We start from the raw sequence: 16,731 nt of genomic DNA, 5'->3' as shown, positions 1-16,731 counted from the left end.
CGAATAGAAATTATGTTGAAGTCTTGTTAGTTTTTTAAACTATTCTTCAAGTAATGGTGCATAAGCTTTAAAATATGTTGAATATGCCAGAATTGATTCTATTTTGTAGTAAGTGAAGTTCTTGGATTTTTCACAAAATTAAAACCCACTTTTTCGTGCAAGTCTTGATAACGGATGTCGCTTCTTACATCTGCTAAAAGAGGTTCTTCCCGCAACCAAGTCATCTCAACTTCATGCAGTTGGTAGGATTTCTCTAACCAGATAAAAGCCAAATCATAGTCTTGAATAGTGCAGTAATACATTGCTAGAAACCAAGCTGGACTGCCAGAGCTTCCCTTTTTATATTCTGCTTTTAGCTCTGCTAAATGTTTATTTACTTTCTCGTAGTTTCTATCTTGCTGAGCATAAACAGCGTTTAACCACATGAGAATTGGTGGATAATCCGGAAATCGGTTTAATAATTTACCCAATTGAACTCTGGATTGGTCGAACTGATTTAAATAGTAGTGAATTTTGGCAGATTCTCGCAAGTAAAACCAATTATCACTATAAAGTCTATCGGATTTTTCCATTAGTTGTTTTGCCTCTTCAATCTTTCCAGAATACATGAGGGCTTCCGCCTTGAAAAAGAAAAAGACACCTACGGAGGGATCTATTAGAATATATTCATTCATAATATCTATTGCGTCCTGATACCTTCCTGTCTTTATTGCATAATCTGCTTCAATGCCCGGAGTACTGTCGAAAAATGGATTGCGTTTCCGCTCTTTATAATGTTCTTCTACTTTTTCAAAATCCCAGTCAAAATAAAAATACCCCGTATATAGCTCATCTTTTATCTCTTTAGAATTAGGGTCTATCTCTAAAGCCTTTTGGATGTAATATTTAGCATTTTGCCACGCTTCCTGCTCTTTGTATAAGCCCCATACCAAACCGCCATTAGTCCAAATATTTGCAATACCAAGATATGGTTCTAAAAAAACGGAATCTATAGCTATTGCTCTTTCGTAAAGCTCAATAGCACTTTTATATGCCTCTCCATTAGCCTTATTCTTTTGAAAGCCTGCCTGCATATAGTAAGAATAAGCCTGTTTACTTTTCGTTGAAATTTTTTGAATACTTTTTAATTCTTCTTTGGATATACTCGCTTTCATTTCTTGAGCAATACCTTCTACAACTTGAGATTGAATCCTAAATATTTCATCGGCCTTCCAAATAAAGGTGAATTCTTTAGACCACATATGATCATTTTCATTTACATTAACCAATTGTAGATTTATTCGTATTTCTTCTCCCGATTTTTGTAAACTACCTTGTAAAAGATTGTCGACGCCTAATTCCTCGGCAATATCTTCCACGGTTTTTGCGGTGTTTTTATATACCAGAGAAGAGGTAAATGGAATAACCTTGTCCATGGCACTTACCTCCGTTAAGCGAGATATCACCGCATCCGTCATTCCATCACTTACATATTCTAAACTAGGGTCGCCTGTATAGTTCTTAATAGGCAATACTACTATAGATTTATTAGTCGATTCGTTTTTAATCGAATTAATCGTAGACAAATTTTCCTCATCATCATATGCACGCCAAATGGCAAAGGCTACAAATAGTATGGTGAAAACTATAAAAAGTAAAAAAAAACGCAGATTGACTGCCTTTCGAAACTTTGGTAGTTTTTTAAAAATATGGTGCGGGGGCTGCTGCTCATCTAAATGAGATTTTACCTCTCCCGGTGGGTAACCAAAGTACTTATGAAAACAGGTACTGAAATAGGTAGCACTGCTAAATCCTACTCTATATGCAGTTTCCGAGGCGGTAATATCTTCGGTGCGTAAAATATGTATTGCTTTTTTCAACCTATATTGTCTAATAAACTGACTAGAAGACAGTCCTGTTTCCTTTTGCAGCTTTCTATGAAGACTAGACCTGCTCATACCAACTGCCTTGGCTAAACTGTCAACACCAAACTGATCATTATGTAAATTCTTATCAATTTCAGTGCTCAGTTTTTCTACCAAAGAGGCACCAGTTGAACTTTTTTCATTAGGATCAGGTTGGTGTTGAATGTTACGCATCTTCTAGAAGTATTTCAGCGGGGAAGTACTACAAGTTAAACATTTTAAAAGACTCTTTCTACCCACGAAGTCAAATACACAAAAACTGAAAAAGCTGAACTAAATATATTTGATTAACGTACTCTTTTAGAACTCATTTCTATTATAATCCTCTAAGAATAAAACAATAGCCTAATTCCTATCTAATGTTTTTAAAAGTATCTTCAAAATATTTTAGCCATTTTCCATTTTTCAGGGTTTCCCCATATTCTACAAATTCTCCTGCTTCATTTAAGCTAAAAACAAATCTCTTGGTCTTGCTTGGTGCAACAATAAATTTTCCCTCCTGATACTTCGCTTTATATTTTGCGGAGCCATTTTTGTAAAATGGATTGTAGAAATAGGTTTGTTCCTCTTCGTCATAGTAAATAACAGTATGCAACTGTAGTTTCTCTGAATGTAAGTCGATGGTTAATAGGCTACCATCTAGTTTATAACTAATTTTCTCAAATGCCGGTACCGTGGCAATAATTTCACCATTTTCAATAGTTGAAGCGGTTCCTACCCAGTCCCCTACCATAAAATGCAACTTTTGCATTTCTAGCTGAAATGTCGATTGCCCATAACTAAATTGACAAACAAAAAGAACAATTGCCAAACTAATAATACCATTTTGTTTCCTTATAAATAGATTAGATTTCATGCCGAATTATTTTAACTTTATTGAGGATGATTTTAATTCTCTTTATAATTAATTAGTTCTGTTTTTGGATAATTTTCAAATTTTCTTTGGAACCGGTCATTTCCCAATGACCTAAAGAAATAGGTATATTACCAATACTATTAAGGGTGTCAAAAAATGTTTTAAGTTGAAATTCTTGCCCACTATCTTCTAGTATTTTGGCATAACTGGCCATAGCATTTTCCAATAAATATTTACCAGTAATGTAGCTTGTTCCATAGCCAGGTTGTCGCAAATACAAATGTTGTTCAAAAATTAATAGCTCCTTTTCCGTTTTCATCCACCCTCTGGGTGTATATTCAGAATGAATACCACCGGCCTCTTCCATGGTCATAGTATTGGCATGGGCATATAAAGAGCCTAAGCCCCTCGCAGCCCTTTGCGCTATCATTATATAAACAATTTCTCGAACTCTAGGACTATCTGCATACAATCCTGCTTGCATAAACATCTCCTCTACCGCAGTTGCGGTTCCTTCATTCCTAGAGTCGAAAATATTATAGAGTAATGGACCTCTGCGAATTGCACTATTGTGCGGTTCATATTCCATCCTTGCCAACTCAAACCAATGATAAAAATGAGAATACAGCGGTCTTGGATCATAATGCTCTCCTATTAGAAAAAAATTCCTTTCTTCCTTCGGCACATAAGTTCCAAGATGTTCGCGAAGTGCCTGCTCAAAATAGGGTTTTACAGTAACTATCTCTTGCTGGTCTAAAAAGCCTAAAAGGCTATTTGCCGCATAATTTGCTAACTTCTCATATGCCTCTGGCGAACTTGCATCTATTAAATCCGGTAAATCTCTATTACGGTGTTCTTCCAACTTTAAAGAAGCCCAGGCTCTAGACAGCTCTCTTTTTAATATCATCACTTCCTCCTCCCAAGTCAAAGGAACGAGATGCACATTTTGCAAATACCAGGTATAATTCTCTTTCCCAATACCTGAAGGACCTGTTTTTTTAAGCACCTGCTCTTCCAACCACAATACAAAATCGTCTGTAGATCTAAGAGAAGCATCTATCACCGCGACAATTTCAGGATTCCCTTTAATATCATCTTTTTCGCTTAAAGTTTTCAAAACGGCAGATTGTTCTCTTATATCCCTAATACCGGATATCCATAATTCTCTTGCGTTCCCTGTTAAATTTTGTTTTGCTTGCTCATTTAAAGCAGGAATAATTTTCAGATCGGAAATTAGTCGAGTCTGTTCTTCTGCAGATAACGGAAAGTTGTAGGTCCATAGCTCTGTGGTAGAATGATTAGTTGGGCCTTCATGGGCTGGGACATCACTCTTAGCGGTCCAGACAGATTTATAAAAAGCAGGATCTCTCTCCCAGGGCTTTAAAACGCGATAATTAAAGTCATACCCATTCATTTCTGCCCAGACTATCATCCAATCTATTTGTTCAGGGATAGACCAATTTGTGGTATCCATTGTCTGCAATCTGGTTCTTAACATTTCAAATACTGGCTGCCTGGACTCAAATGAGCTATGAGTGTAGTCTGGAGCGCCATTTAGTTTTGGCGGGTTTTCGAAAGTTCTCCACTCCTTAAACAAAGTAAGCAAATCTTCGTATTGCGTTAATACAACCGTTTCAACTGGGTTTGTACTTTCCTTTTGCTTACAACCTATAAAAAAGCATAATAACAGGAGAATTCCTAGGTGTTTCATTTAGTAGTTTTTGCGTTAAGTTAAATATAAGAAATGTAACAAATATGCAGTTGTTTTAGAGCATGGTTGTCTTATTAGTCAGGAATAATATCCTGACTCCTAAGTATTATCTCTTTGTCCTCTTTAAACAAATCTAATACCCAAGATGGTGGTTTGGTTCTTTCCTGTACACCAATTTCTTCCATTATTTCGGTTAGGACACTAGGAATGTCTCTTTTCCAGATAAGGGCTCTGGTAATACCAACAGCTTTTATTTCGTTTTGCTGTTTAAAATAATGCAGGTGATAAACCCATTTCTCATCCCAGCCAACGGATTCCAAGATGATATTAAATTTACTCCAACGTTTAAGAGGTTTTCTATAAATGATTTTTTGTGAGCCTAAGGTAGGGGCTAATCCTCTTTTTACAATAGCATGGAATAATTTAGAACGCGCAATTAATTCCCATCGAATAAAATCCATATAGACTGCATATCTGGAGGCAGTCATTACTCGTAAACCATCACAGTCAAAAATTCGTACTCTATAAGTTCTACTTATACTCTGGTTATGCTTCACTTTGGCCTGAAAATTCCTGAGGAATAAAATTTTTATAATGGTATACCAGTAATAGAACATTGTCTTACAAAATAGAGTTTAGAAGTAGGATTTTACATGTCGCCGCTTAATCGTATCGCATTGTATCATCACTATCCTTTTCTCGAAGATAGGGAAACCATATCCTTTTATATAGGAGTACACTACAAATTATTATTTTCCCAAAACCGCATTAGATGATGAGGAAGACTGCTCCTTGGCTATGGCCTATTCCTAGACATTATTCCTACTCATTTAGTAAACCATTATACCAAAAAGACAGGATTTCTATTTAGATCTCCGAAAAAGTTCTAAACTTAGACCTCCTTTGCCGTTTATCGATTAAAGCCTATATTTAAAAGGGTACAAAGATTTTTTCCAAATGGGATAATCGACCTGTTTTTAGGGTAACCGACCACTAAAATGCAGTTCATCGATAAAAACCTAGCGGCATATCGATTAGAAAAACTAGATTCTGAAAGTAGGCGCATCTTTGGTGAAAATTAAATGATTATTTATGAAAACAGTTTTACTCTTAAAAAATATTTACTTAGAAGGATTTAAAAATATAGGCAATTATATTGTACGAAACTATTTTAGAGTTTTTGCCTGGTTTACTTTAATAATGTTTGCTGTAGTAACTTATGCATTTCTTTTTAGAGTATTCACTGGGTTTGCATTCGACTAATAATTTTTGGATATAAAAACCATCTAAGGTAATAGTAAATTTTTTATCAATTTGTAGTTTAAGTATTCTTGAACCGCTCCTTATCAGGGCGGTTTTTTTGTTTTAAAACAAGTTAGGCCTACTGGTGATGAAATTTCCCAAGAGGATAAAGTCCATCAAACCGGATAGGATACGAATTCTCATTTGGCATTCATGTAACAAGCTTACCTATCTAGTCCTAAACGCCGCCTTGAAGTTGTTTTTTTAGCTGTATATAATCCGCATTAGTCGGATTCAATTGTAACAATACCTCAAGTGTTTCAAGAGCCTTATACCTGAGGTTTAAATTTAATTGTCCTAATAATTTAATGTAAACGAGTCTTTCGTTAAATGGGAATTGGACTAAACCCTTCTCAATTATTTCTAAAGAAGCTTCGTTCTTTTTTTGTTGCTGTAATAACAAGGCATAATTGTAGTAAGCATTTAAGTTTGGAGGGTCTAAGGTGGTTGCCTGATACAAGTAAGAGCCCGCTTTTGTACTGTCTCCTTTTTCATTATAAAGCAATCCAAGCATGTAGTAGACATAACTGAATTCTGGTTCCTGCTCAATTACTTTTAGATAAAGGGCTTCACTTTCTTCAGGTCTGCCTAGTTGATAGTACAATAAAGCAAGGTTCATTCTAGACCTATTGTTATAGCTATCTTCTGTAATCGCTCTTTGGTAGTATTCAATAGCCTTATCTGAGTTTCCTTGTCCTTGTTCATAGATAGCCAATTGATGTAAACCAGCTGGAAAATCCGAATTCACCTTGAGTTCTTCAACATACTCCTTATCCGCCTTTTTAAAGGCTTCTAACTCCTTAACAGAGGCAGTTCCCAGGGTACGGAAATAATGCGCAGCTGAGATACGAACTACGCGCAAAGAATCCTTGAGCATAGGTACTACTCTTTCAGAAAATGCAGGATTCCCTATTCTTTCCAGAGCACGTACGGTTTCATTTCGAACAAATACTGAAGAATCATTAAGATACAAACTAAGGTTTAAAGCCTCTTCCTCTGTAATGGGACTATCTGCATAGCGACCTATTGCGGTGGCTCGGGCAATATCGGGATAGTGCTTGTTTGAAAAGACCTTTTTAAATGCAACATAGTCTCCGGTATATCCTTTTAAAAGATGATCAGAAAAATGATCTGCCCTCGCAGGGCCATATTTTTTTTGTATAAAACTAGCTGCCCATTCTGCCGATTCTTCTGTATGGCATTTATTACAGGCATTTGGTGTATTGTAATCTACGGACTGATCTGGACGCGGAATTCTAAAACTATGATCTCGTCTAAAATCATTAACCATATATAGTTTGCCATCCATATGGCAATTAATACATAAGGCAGCTTCGGTATTCATTGGATGAAAGTGATGCGCAGTAGTATTGTAATTAGGAGTATGACAACTTAAGCACAAGTCATTTCCCTCTCTTTTAAGTTGAAGTGAATGTGCATTATGGCAATCGTTACAAGAAACCCCTTCCTGATACATTTTACTTTGGATAAAGGAACTGTAGACATAAACTTCATCTTTTATCTGACCATCAAGTTCGTACAAAGGTTCTTCTAACATACGCGGATAATAATGATCCATGAAGGTACCTTTATAATCAAAGTTGGAGGTCAAATTAGTCCTGCGAGCATGGCACCTGGCACATTTATCAACAACTTCTAAAGAAGACATTTCGGAATCCATATATAACTGGGGGGGTGCTTTTGATTTTTCCGCACCATCCATGGCATTCTCATAATAGGAAACATGTTCACTCGCCGGCCCGTGACAGGCTTCACAGGCTACATTAATTTCGCTAAATGTAGTATTATAAACCCCTGTACTAAGATCGTAATTCTTCTTTAGGTCTGTAGAATGACAATCGGCACACATCGTATTCCATCGCTGACTGCCGCCAGACCAATTTATCCACTCGTCGTGTTTTATTTCTAAGTCAGGTTGCAAGTGAAACCATTTTTCCTCCTTAGTATCCCAAGCGGTTAATAGACAATTAAATTCTCCATTAGGAAAAGCAACAATATATTGTTGTAAAGGAGTTACGCCATAGGTATAAACAATTTTAAAATCCTGATAAGTACCGTCCTCTCCTTCGGTGTTCACAAAAAAATCTTGCCCTTTCCTGAAGAAAGAACTTTTAACACCATTGTGTATAAAGGAAGTATTATTAAAATTAGCTAGAACAGTTGTACTATCAGCCAATTTCATAGCCAAGTCGTGATGCGAATTTTTCCATTCTTCATGCTCCTTTTGATGGCATTTTGTACAACTATCAGCACCCACAAAACTAGCGTGATAGTATTCTGGCTCTATTGGGATATATGCCTCTTTCTCTATCTGTTTACAGCCAATATTAGTGAACAAAAGTGTACAAAGTACACAACTAAAAAAATTCTTCTGTCTTAAATACCTGATTATAAAAGCATTGGAAAATTCAGTCATCCGTGTGGTCAAATTTGCGATTATTATTGCAATATTAGAGAATAATTGTACGTGTTAAAGGCCTTACTAAAATCCTAAAATGCCTCTTGAATTCCAAAATATATTCCGGTGGTACCATCTCCTGTAATCCCAATATCCATTCGAAGATTAACTTTCTGTTTTTTATTCATAAGGTATCGGAGCCCACCCCCAAAACTATATTTCATGGTATTAAACTTATATTCTATAAGGGTATTGGAAACGTTACCCATACCCGCGAAAGCTACAAAACCAAACCTTTTCCAAAAGTATTGTCGATATTCTGCCTGAAGCATTCCATAGAAATTATCCCTATACCTTCCATTAAAATATCCCCGCATTCTATTTTTACCTCCCAAGGCTGGCAGTTTAAAAAAAGGCGTGTCGCCTAGCACCGTTTGGGCATATAAATTTATTGCCAGTACCTGATCTTGAGAAAAAGCCTTGTATGCCCTTGCATCAAATTCTACCATAGAATACACATAATCGCTTGGTTCCGGGTATAGTAAAATTTTAAGGGACTGATATCTACCAGAATTAGGGTAAAACAAATTGTCTCTGGAATCCCATACCAGATTTAATCCTAATCCAAATAATTTGGCTCCATTGCTTCCGGGTAAGCTGTCATTCATGATAAGTTCGTTAGATCTCTTATCCACTACTTTAGAATCTTCGTAACTTAAAATAAGACCCGTCCTATCTGCGCTAAATAACAGAGGTGGAACCTGTGTTGATAAAGTTATATCAAAGGTCTCAATGGCATATTCGGCATCTTCATAATCCGGGGCACTATCCCCTATTCCCCAATATTTATTTACAAAAAAACCATAACTGGTAGGCATTTCCACATATAACTTATTTTCAAGGAAAAAGAATTGTGGGTTGATATTTATTCGGTATTGATTGTTAACCGAGTAATAGCCTCCGAACTCTACTTTAGAAGGTCTTAGGTCTAGTCCTTTGCCAGCATATAAAATCATAATTCCACCGCCACCAAAGGCTAACTTGGTTTCAGGACTGGAAAATATATAGGGATAAGCATTGAAAGAAAACCTGCTAAGACTATCTTTTCTTTTTTTTGCGGCGTCTTCCGGTGTATTTAAATAGATATCTTCGATGACATCCCCGGTAATAGAATCCAATTTTTGTTTAACATCTTGAGAATACCCGTTAAAAAAGGAGAATACTAATAAAATGACATAAAAAACGCCTAATTTTAATGGTCTTCGAGTCATTTATTGGTGGTTTAAAAAAAAGCCTGTTTGCTGCTGGTATCCTTTGGCAATTTAGCACAAATATTTAGGAAAAGAGAATAATCTAAAGTGCATCTTTTAACAAAATATTGCCCGAAACAAAGAAGCATTCTAGAATTAACTAGAATTATTCTTATTATATTAGCCTATATAAATATGCTATTGGAAGAGCGCTTATAACAACTCGAATGGTAGTATGAAATTAACTAACACCTTTTAAAATGAAAAATGCATTTAAGAATTCCCTTTTATTAGTCGCCGCCATGACAATGACCTTTTCAGGAATTTCTCAGGTAACTAGCGATTATGACAATACCGTAGATTTTACCAAGTTTAAATCGATCTCTTTTGCCGGATGGCAAGATAACAGTGATGAGTTAATTAATGATTTAGACAAAAAGCGTATTAGTGACAGTTTCATTAATGAGTTTGAACAAAGAAATATAGCAGTTGTAGAGCAAGGTGGAGAACTCGCTTTGGTTGGATATTTTGTAATAAATGAGAAAACGAGCACAACAGCATATACCAACTATACAGGCGGCATGGGCTATGGCGGAAGATGGGGTTACGGTTATGGTATGGGTTACGGAGGAATCGGTATGGGCACGTCTATGACTACATATTCAGAAAACGATTATAAGGTGGGAACCTTTGTTGTAAGTGTTTATGAAGCAGCAACTAAAAAATTAATATGGCAGGGAATATCCACCAAAACAATAAATGAAAACCCTAAGAAAAGGGATAAGACGATACCAAAAGGAGTAAAAAAAATAATGAAGAAGTACCCTGTGCCAATTCCAAAATAAAAATCCTAAAAAATCAAGAGCCCAATAACTAAGAAGTTGTTGGGCTTTTTTATGGATTAGTCTGCAACCTCTATTGGATATTTTACAATAAGCTTACTCTGCAAATTTTAACCCAGGAGCATAGGAGTACTGGGGTAAATACCAGCCCTCTGTAGTCCTTGTGTCCCTTACTAGTTTCATCATACTTGTCCATAGTTCTGCCCCCCTATCCCCCAAGGCACTGGAAGTCAACTCCAAATTTTCATGGTAATCTAAGGGAGATTCACCCCAGGTAGTTAGAATATACAAAGGTTTTTCTGTGCCAAGTAGACCTGAAAACACCCTAAATCCCATAGTAATGTCTTTTTGTTTATATAGCTCTTTGTATGCTGCTAGTAAGGCTTCTACTTCTTTCTCATTCCCAGGGTAAAAATAGTAGAAATTCCATTTTCTATAGGAGGCATTTTCGTTCCAGTTATCATCTTCCTTGACATAAGATAAATCGGGCTGATACCTTACTATATACTGTTTATAGGAATCTACAGAAAGATCAAAATAGTCCATAATAAGCTCTAGTTCTGGTTTATTTATCCTTGACTTAAACGCTTCTCTAGTTCCCTTTCGCAGGTCGTTCAAATTATCTATAGGAACAATATGTAAAAACTTATAGTCGTCCTGAAAATGCGTGAAATAATTAAAATCCTTAATATCGTTTTCGGCGAGAAAAGCTTTCAAATCAGCCAGAGACATCTCATAGTCCGTGCTCATAGAAGGTGTAACTTTATCTTCTCTTACTAGAAACAAATCGTAGTCTTCCATCAATTGCTGACTATTTCCAAGAGCCATTAATAAGACTATAAGGGTGAAGTTTAATTTTTTTATAAAACTATTTAACATGGTTGCTTATAATTTAATAACAAGTTAATTTTATTGAACAGTATAGCCTTTGCCTTGTAAACAGACTGAATAAGCCTTTTTAAAGCTATTAATCATATCTACTTCTGCATTAGAAGCAGCCTGATTATTTGCTTCTTGCTGTTTAGCCCTTCCTACCCTGCTGGCCCTGTGTCCTCCAAGACCGCCAGCAACGGCTCCAATAGCAGCCCCTGTACCGGCATCTCCGGCAATAGCTCCTATTGCTACTCCGGCCAATGCTCCTCTTGCAGCCCCACTAACTGCAGAACCATCAGGTCCGGATTCCACTTGAGCAGCTTCCACATTTGGAGGATTCAATGGATCTATCCCGCTTTGTTGCACCGCCCATTGATAGCAATCGTTTTCATCTTTTGATATTTGCTCCTCCGTTTGACCATTTGCAGGAAATACATACATATCCACTTTTTTGTTTACCATTGCCCCAAGCGATTGTTCTTGTGCGTGTAAGGAAAAATAGGAGGTGGTAAAGAGCATCAAAAAGATGCTACTTTGTTTTAAGAAATTCATAAGTCATTCAAATTTTTAACTGCGCATTAAGTATTTGTAATTTAAATTAAAATACTAATTTTTTAATTTAGGAGTTTCGGTCTAAGATAAACTCTTCTAACAAGAATCCCTGAGTTCTTTTTTAATAAAATGTTATAAAAGATGTACCTACAAACCATTTATTAAATACAATTATCGTATTCTTTCCGTATTTTTGAATCCTTTTTTAAAAACAATATGGTTCTTATGAAATATCTATGGCTTCTAACGCTGAGTATTACGGTTCTTCTTAGCTGTAATAGCTCCCAGAAAACAGTAGAGGAAAATGCAGAAAGCTCAATTGAGAATAAGGCGCAGCCGAATATAACCAAAGATCCTGTAAGTTTTGCAGAGATGATCACGGAAGAAGAATTAAAGGAATACCTCTATACGTATGCCTCTGATGAATTCGAAGGAAGAGAAACAGGTGAACCTGGTCAGAAAAAAGCAGTTGAATTTATAAAGGCAGTTTATGAAGAGTTAAATATCCCTCCTGCACAGGCCAATGGCGACTATTTTCAGAAAGTCCCACTAGAAATATCAAGGGTCCCCCAAGGGAGCATTGCATTAAAAGATACCTCTTTTGAACAGGGTGAAGGTTTTGTGACCTTTACTTCTCTTGAAAAAAGTTTCAGCTCTATCGTCTATTTAGGCTATGGTATCGAAGAGGAAGGATATTCAGACTATGAGGGATTAGACGTCACAGGAAAACTTGTATTGATTAAAGCGGGAGAACCAAAAGACGAAATGGGCAGAAGCATCATTTCGGGTTCTTTGGTACCTTCCGTATGGGGTAATGCCTCGGACGGAATTGGTGCCAAGGTGGCTTTAGCGGAAAGTAAGGGAGCCCTAGGAATTCTCTATTATGACCTTGCTTATTATCCACGATATCAGAATTACTACAATTTTAATGTTGAGGCAGAAAATGGAAAAATGCGTCTAAAAGATAGTGTTCAGAATACTTCTTTGGTTCTGGTTGGTGCTGAAATGGGAAATCTTTTATATCCTACAATTGAAACCGATCATTCGCCCAAGGTTTTGGATACTCCTGTTGAATTTAAAGTAAAAGACACTAATAAGTTTGTGGATTCTGAAAATGTAGTTGCAATTCTTAGAGGTTCTGAGTTACCGGATGAGTACGTTGTAATTTCTTCACATCTAGACCATATTGGAATTACTGGGGAGGATATTAATAATGGTGCGGACGATGACGGATCCGGAACTGTTGCAATGTTAGAAATAGCCGAGGCTTTTAAAAAGGCGGCACTTGAAGGGCAGGGTCCAAAAAGATCCATTGTTTTTCTGCATGTTACTGGAGAGGAAAAAGGTCTTTTTGGCTCGCAATACTATACCGATTACGATCCCATATTTCCTTTGTCTAAAACCGTAACGAACCTTAATATTGATATGATTGGCAGGACTGACCCAAAACGAGAAGGAGAAAGAAATTATATCTATTTAATTGGGTCAGACAAACTTAGTACGGAATTACATCAATTATCCGAAGAGGTAAATGAGAAATACACGCAAATAGAATTAGATTACACCTATAACGACGAGAACGACCCTAATCGATTTTATTATAGGAGTGATCATTACAATTTCGCCAAAAACGAGATACCAATTATCTTCTATTTTAATGGTACTCATGCAGACTACCATAAACCTGGAGATACGCCCGATAAGATAAACTACGACTTATTAGAGAATCGAAGCCGTCTAGTATTTTACACAGCATGGGAAATTGCCAATAGAGAAAACAAACCAAAAGTGGATGTGATTATCTCAAAATAGCTAGCTATTTACTATCTAATAGAAATAAAAAAAGCCCTAAATATTTAGGGCTTTTTTGTTGCCTTTTTGGGTGGAAGACCGGGTTCGAACCGGCGACCTCTGGAACCACAATCCAGCGCTCTAACCAGCTGAGCTACAACCACCATTTACAAGCGGTGGCAAAGGTAATTTTTTTTAACCAATGTTTCAAACGAAACCCTATACAATTTTGCCTTTCATATCCTTTCAGCAGACCAATCGTCAAGATTGGTTGAGGTTATACCCCTAAATGACCCCAAATCATCGATGAAATGCAACATTAAATGGATCAAACAAACAAAAAGTTGCATTTCACAACATAAATTATTTCACGGCTAGTCTCCAGTGTATTTTAGACTTCAGAATTATTTATTCCAAATATGGATTATCAAAGAAAATTTACACCTGGGTATGGAAGTCTTTTATTGAAATGGACAGGCCTGGTATTTTTCTTACTCTTTAGTAGTATGCCTATTAACGGGCAAAAGACAAAGCGAGGTGAACTGCTAACCGCCCTAGAGACATTAAGAGAATCTAATTCTTTCAGTCCGAAGGACTCTGCTTATATTGATCTATTACTTGACCTAAGAACAGGCTATCGTTATTACAATCGGGATAGCGCTCTACTCTTTACCAAAGAAGCCTTGGATTTGAGCATTAAAAGTGGTTATAAGAAAGGAGAAAGTAATGCACTTCTCGGAATAGGCGACTACTATTCCGATAAAGGACAGACGGATAGTGCGATTGTACAATATGTTAAAGCACTCAGTCTAGCAGATTTTATTAAGGATAAAAAACTTAGTCTTTGGATAAAAAATAACTTGGCAGGGGAGCATGCTTACAAAGGGGATTATGCAAAAGCGCTTTCTGGCTACCTGGAGGCCATTGAACTGGCTGAAGATATTCGAGAACTCGAAGTACTTTCTATTTTGAACGAAAATATAGCCAACTTGTACGCTTCACAAAAAGACTATTCACAATCTCTAGAGTTCTACAATAGAGTTAAAAAGATTAATGTACAGTTGGGGAATGAAATAATAATGGCCGAAACGTTGAGTAATCTTGCCTCTGTCTATGCAGATATGGGTAATTTGGATTATGCCATGTTTAATATAAACAAGAGTATTGCCATTTTTGAAAAACACGATATTCTAGACTGGCTAGCGTTTAGTTATGAAATAAAAGGGAAGGTATACTTAAATGATAAAAAATTTAAATGGGCCCTTTTCTGGTATAACCAGGCAGAATTACTGCATCGTAACCTAGATGATGACCGTGGAATCATTGATTTGTACAATGGGATGGCTGAGGCTTATTTTGCTCAGGGAAAAGACAGTTTATCCCAGCATTTTGCCGAAATCGCCTACGAAATTTCAGATAAGATTTCTTTCTTAGAGGGCACTCAGAAGTGTGCCAAAACTCTCTACAGAATTTATAAAAACAAAGAAGAATACAATAAATCTCTTTGTTTTCATGAACTATACCAGAGTCTCTCGGAGACCCTATCGAGAAATGAAAACAAAAAAAGTCTTACGATGTTTAAAACCAAAACAGAGTACGACAAACAAAAACTTCAGCTAATTGAAGACAATGAAAAGGCACTTGCCAGACAGCAGCGTTATATAAATATTGCAGTAGCCATTTTAATGGTATTTGTAATAATTACATTCCTGGTCTATAGAGGGCAAAAAATACAGAAGCGACTCAACAAGGAACTGGAAGAAAAACAAGCTATCTTAAAGAAAAGAGAGGATGAGTTGAATGAGAATAACGAGACCAAGACCAAATTATTTTCGATTATTGGCCATGATTTAAGAGGACCTATTGGGGCTTTGCAAGAGTTACTTAGGCTTTATTCTGATGGCGATGTAAGTACTAAGGAATTTCTTGGTTTCGTTCCCAAGTTAAGAGAAGATGTAAATCATATTGGCTTTACGCTGAACAACTTACTTTCTTGGGGAAATACCCAAATGAATGGAGCGGTCACCAAACCCTCTATGATGGCTTTGGAGACCCTCGTTCAGGAAAACATTAATCTACTATCAGAGATTGCTACAAAAAAGTCTATTAAGATAGATAATAACATTCAAGAAAACACCCTTACTTGGTCCGACAGCAATCAAATAGATATCGTAATAAGAAATCTCATAAGTAACGCACTAAAGTTTACGCCAAGGAATGGAATAATTAAAATTGAGGCTTATGAAAGAGATACACAATGGGAGGTTACGGTAAAAGATAACGGAGTGGGTATGGACGAGTCTACGGTAGACAAACTTTTTGAAAATGATTCCACGGTATCTACTTACGGAACACAGAACGAAAAAGGCACGGGTCTTGGACTCTCTCTTTGTAAGGAAATGATAGAAAAAAATGGTGGCACAATTTGGGCCCACAGTGTGCTAAGAAAGGGCAGTGTATTTCATTTTACCCTACCCAAGGTAAAGAAATCATACGGCAAAGCTGTCTAACAAATATCCCAGAGAGACTTAACCGCAATATGTCTTTCAACCGTAAAACCCTCTGCATATTCCACACCTACAAGTCTGCCTAAATCTTTAGCCCTGTATCTTATGCTTTCCGTAAAATTCTGACTACTTATCGGGGTTTCTGGTTCTGCACTATTTGGATCATAAAACTGGGATTTATAGGCCACAATTGCTTCCATCTTTTTATCTATATAGTCACTGACATCTACCACAAAATCTGGATTTATGTTTTTCCATTGTATGTAGTGGTACACTTGTTTTGGCCTCCATGCGTTTTGCCAGGTCTCATCGCCTATTAATTTGGTGTCTACTTTTACCAAGCCACTAAGAAAACAGGAATCACTTACTAAGTTACTTCCTTTTCCATGATCTATATGGCGATCATCAATAGCATTGCACAGCACAATATCGGGTTGATATTTACGGATTATTTGAATAATAGCTATTTGATGTGCCTTATCATTAATAAAAAAACCATCAGCGAATTCAAGGTTTTCACGAATACTAACTCCTAAGATTTTAGCGGCATTAACAGCTTCTGTATCTCTTATCTCTGCGGTTCCCCTCGTACCTAATTCCCCACGAGTTAGATCAATAATCCCTACTTTTTTACCTTCGCTTATACATTTGGCGATAGTGCCACCAGCTCCCAATTCGGCGTCATCTGGATGCGCTCCGAATACCAATACGTCTAATTTCATTA

At 36.6% G+C, this 16,731-nt stretch carries 13 protein-coding genes and 1 tRNA gene; 4 read left to right on the top strand and 10 right to left on the bottom strand.

Annotated elements, in window-relative coordinates; genetic code table 11:
- Window positions 1-98: 98 nt before the first annotated feature.
- From PXG98_RS13490 to PXG98_RS13475, 4 genes are all read right to left on the bottom strand, one after another.
- On the bottom strand, window positions 99-2,078 hold the full coding sequence (locus tag PXG98_RS13490; RefSeq protein WP_276391870.1) for a helix-turn-helix domain-containing protein: 1,980 nt from the start codon (window positions 2,076-2,078) through the stop codon (window positions 99-101).
- Window positions 2,079-2,256: 178 nt separating this feature from the next.
- Window positions 2,257-2,760 carry a hypothetical protein gene (locus PXG98_RS13485; protein ID WP_276391869.1) on the bottom strand — a complete coding sequence of 168 codons (504 nt, stop codon included), beginning with the start codon at window positions 2,758-2,760 and terminating at the stop codon, window positions 2,257-2,259.
- Window positions 2,761-2,812: 52 nt separating this feature from the next.
- Window positions 2,813-4,471 (bottom strand): hypothetical protein, encoded by a 1,659-nt coding sequence (locus PXG98_RS13480; protein ID WP_276391868.1) that lies wholly within the window; start codon window positions 4,469-4,471, stop codon window positions 2,813-2,815.
- Window positions 4,472-4,545: 74 nt separating this feature from the next.
- Window positions 4,546-5,088: an acyl-CoA thioesterase gene (locus PXG98_RS13475; RefSeq protein WP_276391867.1), complete on the bottom strand. Its 543-nt coding sequence runs from the start codon at window positions 5,086-5,088 to the stop codon at window positions 4,546-4,548.
- A gap of 475 nt (window positions 5,089-5,563) precedes the next feature.
- Between PXG98_RS13475 and PXG98_RS16500 the strand changes: the two genes are divergently transcribed.
- Window positions 5,564-5,734 carry a DUF6747 family protein gene (locus tag PXG98_RS16500; protein ID WP_338150249.1) on the top strand — a complete coding sequence of 57 codons (171 nt, stop codon included), beginning with the start codon at window positions 5,564-5,566 and terminating at the stop codon, window positions 5,732-5,734.
- A gap of 217 nt (window positions 5,735-5,951) precedes the next feature.
- Here the strand turns inward: PXG98_RS16500 and PXG98_RS13470 are convergent, their stop codons facing one another.
- A complete protein-coding gene (locus PXG98_RS13470; protein WP_276391866.1) occupies window positions 5,952-8,210 on the bottom strand; it encodes a tetratricopeptide repeat protein in 2,259 nt (752 codons plus the stop codon).
- Between the two features lie 74 nt (window positions 8,211-8,284).
- Complete coding sequence (locus tag PXG98_RS13465; RefSeq protein ID WP_276391865.1) at window positions 8,285-9,463, bottom strand: BamA/TamA family outer membrane protein; 1,179 nt, start codon at window positions 9,461-9,463, stop codon at window positions 8,285-8,287.
- 239 nt (window positions 9,464-9,702) lie between these two features.
- Between PXG98_RS13465 and PXG98_RS13460 the strand changes: the two genes are divergently transcribed.
- A complete protein-coding gene (locus PXG98_RS13460; RefSeq protein WP_276391863.1) occupies window positions 9,703-10,287 on the top strand; it encodes a DUF4136 domain-containing protein in 585 nt (194 codons plus the stop codon).
- 93 nt (window positions 10,288-10,380) lie between these two features.
- Here PXG98_RS13460 and PXG98_RS13455 read toward each other — a convergent pair whose 3' ends face one another.
- Both PXG98_RS13455 and PXG98_RS13450 read right to left on the bottom strand, forming a co-directional pair.
- Complete coding sequence (locus PXG98_RS13455) at window positions 10,381-11,163, bottom strand: hypothetical protein (protein WP_276391861.1); 783 nt, start codon at window positions 11,161-11,163, stop codon at window positions 10,381-10,383.
- A 30-nt stretch (window positions 11,164-11,193) separates the two neighbouring features.
- Window positions 11,194-11,709 carry a glycine zipper family protein gene (locus PXG98_RS13450; protein ID WP_276391860.1) on the bottom strand — a complete coding sequence of 172 codons (516 nt, stop codon included), beginning with the start codon at window positions 11,707-11,709 and terminating at the stop codon, window positions 11,194-11,196.
- A 225-nt stretch (window positions 11,710-11,934) separates the two neighbouring features.
- On the opposite strand from PXG98_RS13450, the gene PXG98_RS13445 reads away from it, so the two are divergent.
- The gene (locus tag PXG98_RS13445; protein WP_276391859.1) at window positions 11,935-13,521 is read left to right on the top strand and encodes a M28 family peptidase; all 1,587 of its coding nucleotides are present in this window, start codon (window positions 11,935-11,937) and stop codon (window positions 13,519-13,521) included.
- Between the two features lie 68 nt (window positions 13,522-13,589).
- Here the strand turns inward: PXG98_RS13445 and PXG98_RS13440 are convergent.
- Window positions 13,590-13,665: transfer RNA gene (locus tag PXG98_RS13440), tRNA-His, on the bottom strand.
- A gap of 254 nt (window positions 13,666-13,919) precedes the next feature.
- On the opposite strand from PXG98_RS13440, the gene PXG98_RS13435 reads away from it, so the two are divergent.
- Window positions 13,920-16,010, top strand: a complete 2,091-nt coding sequence (locus PXG98_RS13435) for a tetratricopeptide repeat-containing sensor histidine kinase (RefSeq protein WP_276391858.1) — start codon at window positions 13,920-13,922, stop codon at window positions 16,008-16,010.
- Here the strand turns inward: PXG98_RS13435 and bshB1 are convergent.
- Window positions 16,007-16,729: a bacillithiol biosynthesis deacetylase BshB1 gene (gene bshB1 / locus PXG98_RS13430; RefSeq protein WP_276391857.1), complete on the bottom strand. Its 723-nt coding sequence runs from the start codon at window positions 16,727-16,729 to the stop codon at window positions 16,007-16,009. The two genes, PXG98_RS13435 and bshB1, sit on opposite strands and share 4 nt — an antisense overlap.
- Window positions 16,730-16,731: the final 2 nt, after the last annotated feature.

It is taken from the genome of Eudoraea chungangensis (assembly GCF_029360665.1).
Classification (GTDB): Bacteria; Bacteroidota; Bacteroidia; order Flavobacteriales; family Flavobacteriaceae; genus Eudoraea; species Eudoraea chungangensis.
Note: the sequence above shows the minus strand (reverse complement) of the source record. Positions and strands in the feature narration are given on the sequence as shown.

Excerpts from the sequence above, each read along its gene's own strand:
- PXG98_RS13455 (WP_276391861.1), bottom strand. The coding sequence starts at position 11,163 with ATGTTAAATAGTTTTATAAAAAAATTAAACTTCACCCTTATAGTCTTA.
- PXG98_RS13470 (WP_276391866.1), bottom strand. The coding sequence starts at position 8,210 with ATGACTGAATTTTCCAATGCTTTTATAATCAGGTATTTAAGACAGAAG.
- PXG98_RS13465 (WP_276391865.1), bottom strand. The coding sequence starts at position 9,463 with ATGACTCGAAGACCATTAAAATTAGGCGTTTTTTATGTCATTTTATTA.
- PXG98_RS13490 (WP_276391870.1), bottom strand. The coding sequence starts at position 2,078 with ATGCGTAACATTCAACACCAACCTGATCCTAATGAAAAAAGTTCAACT.
- PXG98_RS13475 (WP_276391867.1), bottom strand. The coding sequence starts at position 5,088 with ATGTTCTATTACTGGTATACCATTATAAAAATTTTATTCCTCAGGAAT.
- PXG98_RS13450 (WP_276391860.1), bottom strand. The coding sequence starts at position 11,709 with ATGAATTTCTTAAAACAAAGTAGCATCTTTTTGATGCTCTTTACCACC.
- PXG98_RS13460 (WP_276391863.1), top strand. The coding sequence starts at position 9,703 with ATGAAAAATGCATTTAAGAATTCCCTTTTATTAGTCGCCGCCATGACA.
- PXG98_RS13445 (WP_276391859.1), top strand. The coding sequence starts at position 11,935 with ATGAAATATCTATGGCTTCTAACGCTGAGTATTACGGTTCTTCTTAGC.
- PXG98_RS16500 (WP_338150249.1), top strand. The coding sequence starts at position 5,564 with ATGAAAACAGTTTTACTCTTAAAAAATATTTACTTAGAAGGATTTAAA.
- PXG98_RS13435 (WP_276391858.1), top strand. The coding sequence starts at position 13,920 with ATGGATTATCAAAGAAAATTTACACCTGGGTATGGAAGTCTTTTATTG.
- PXG98_RS13480 (WP_276391868.1), bottom strand. The coding sequence starts at position 4,471 with ATGAAACACCTAGGAATTCTCCTGTTATTATGCTTTTTTATAGGTTGT.
- PXG98_RS13485 (WP_276391869.1), bottom strand. The coding sequence starts at position 2,760 with ATGAAATCTAATCTATTTATAAGGAAACAAAATGGTATTATTAGTTTG.
- bshB1 (WP_276391857.1), bottom strand. The coding sequence starts at position 16,729 with ATGAAATTAGACGTATTGGTATTCGGAGCGCATCCAGATGACGCCGAA.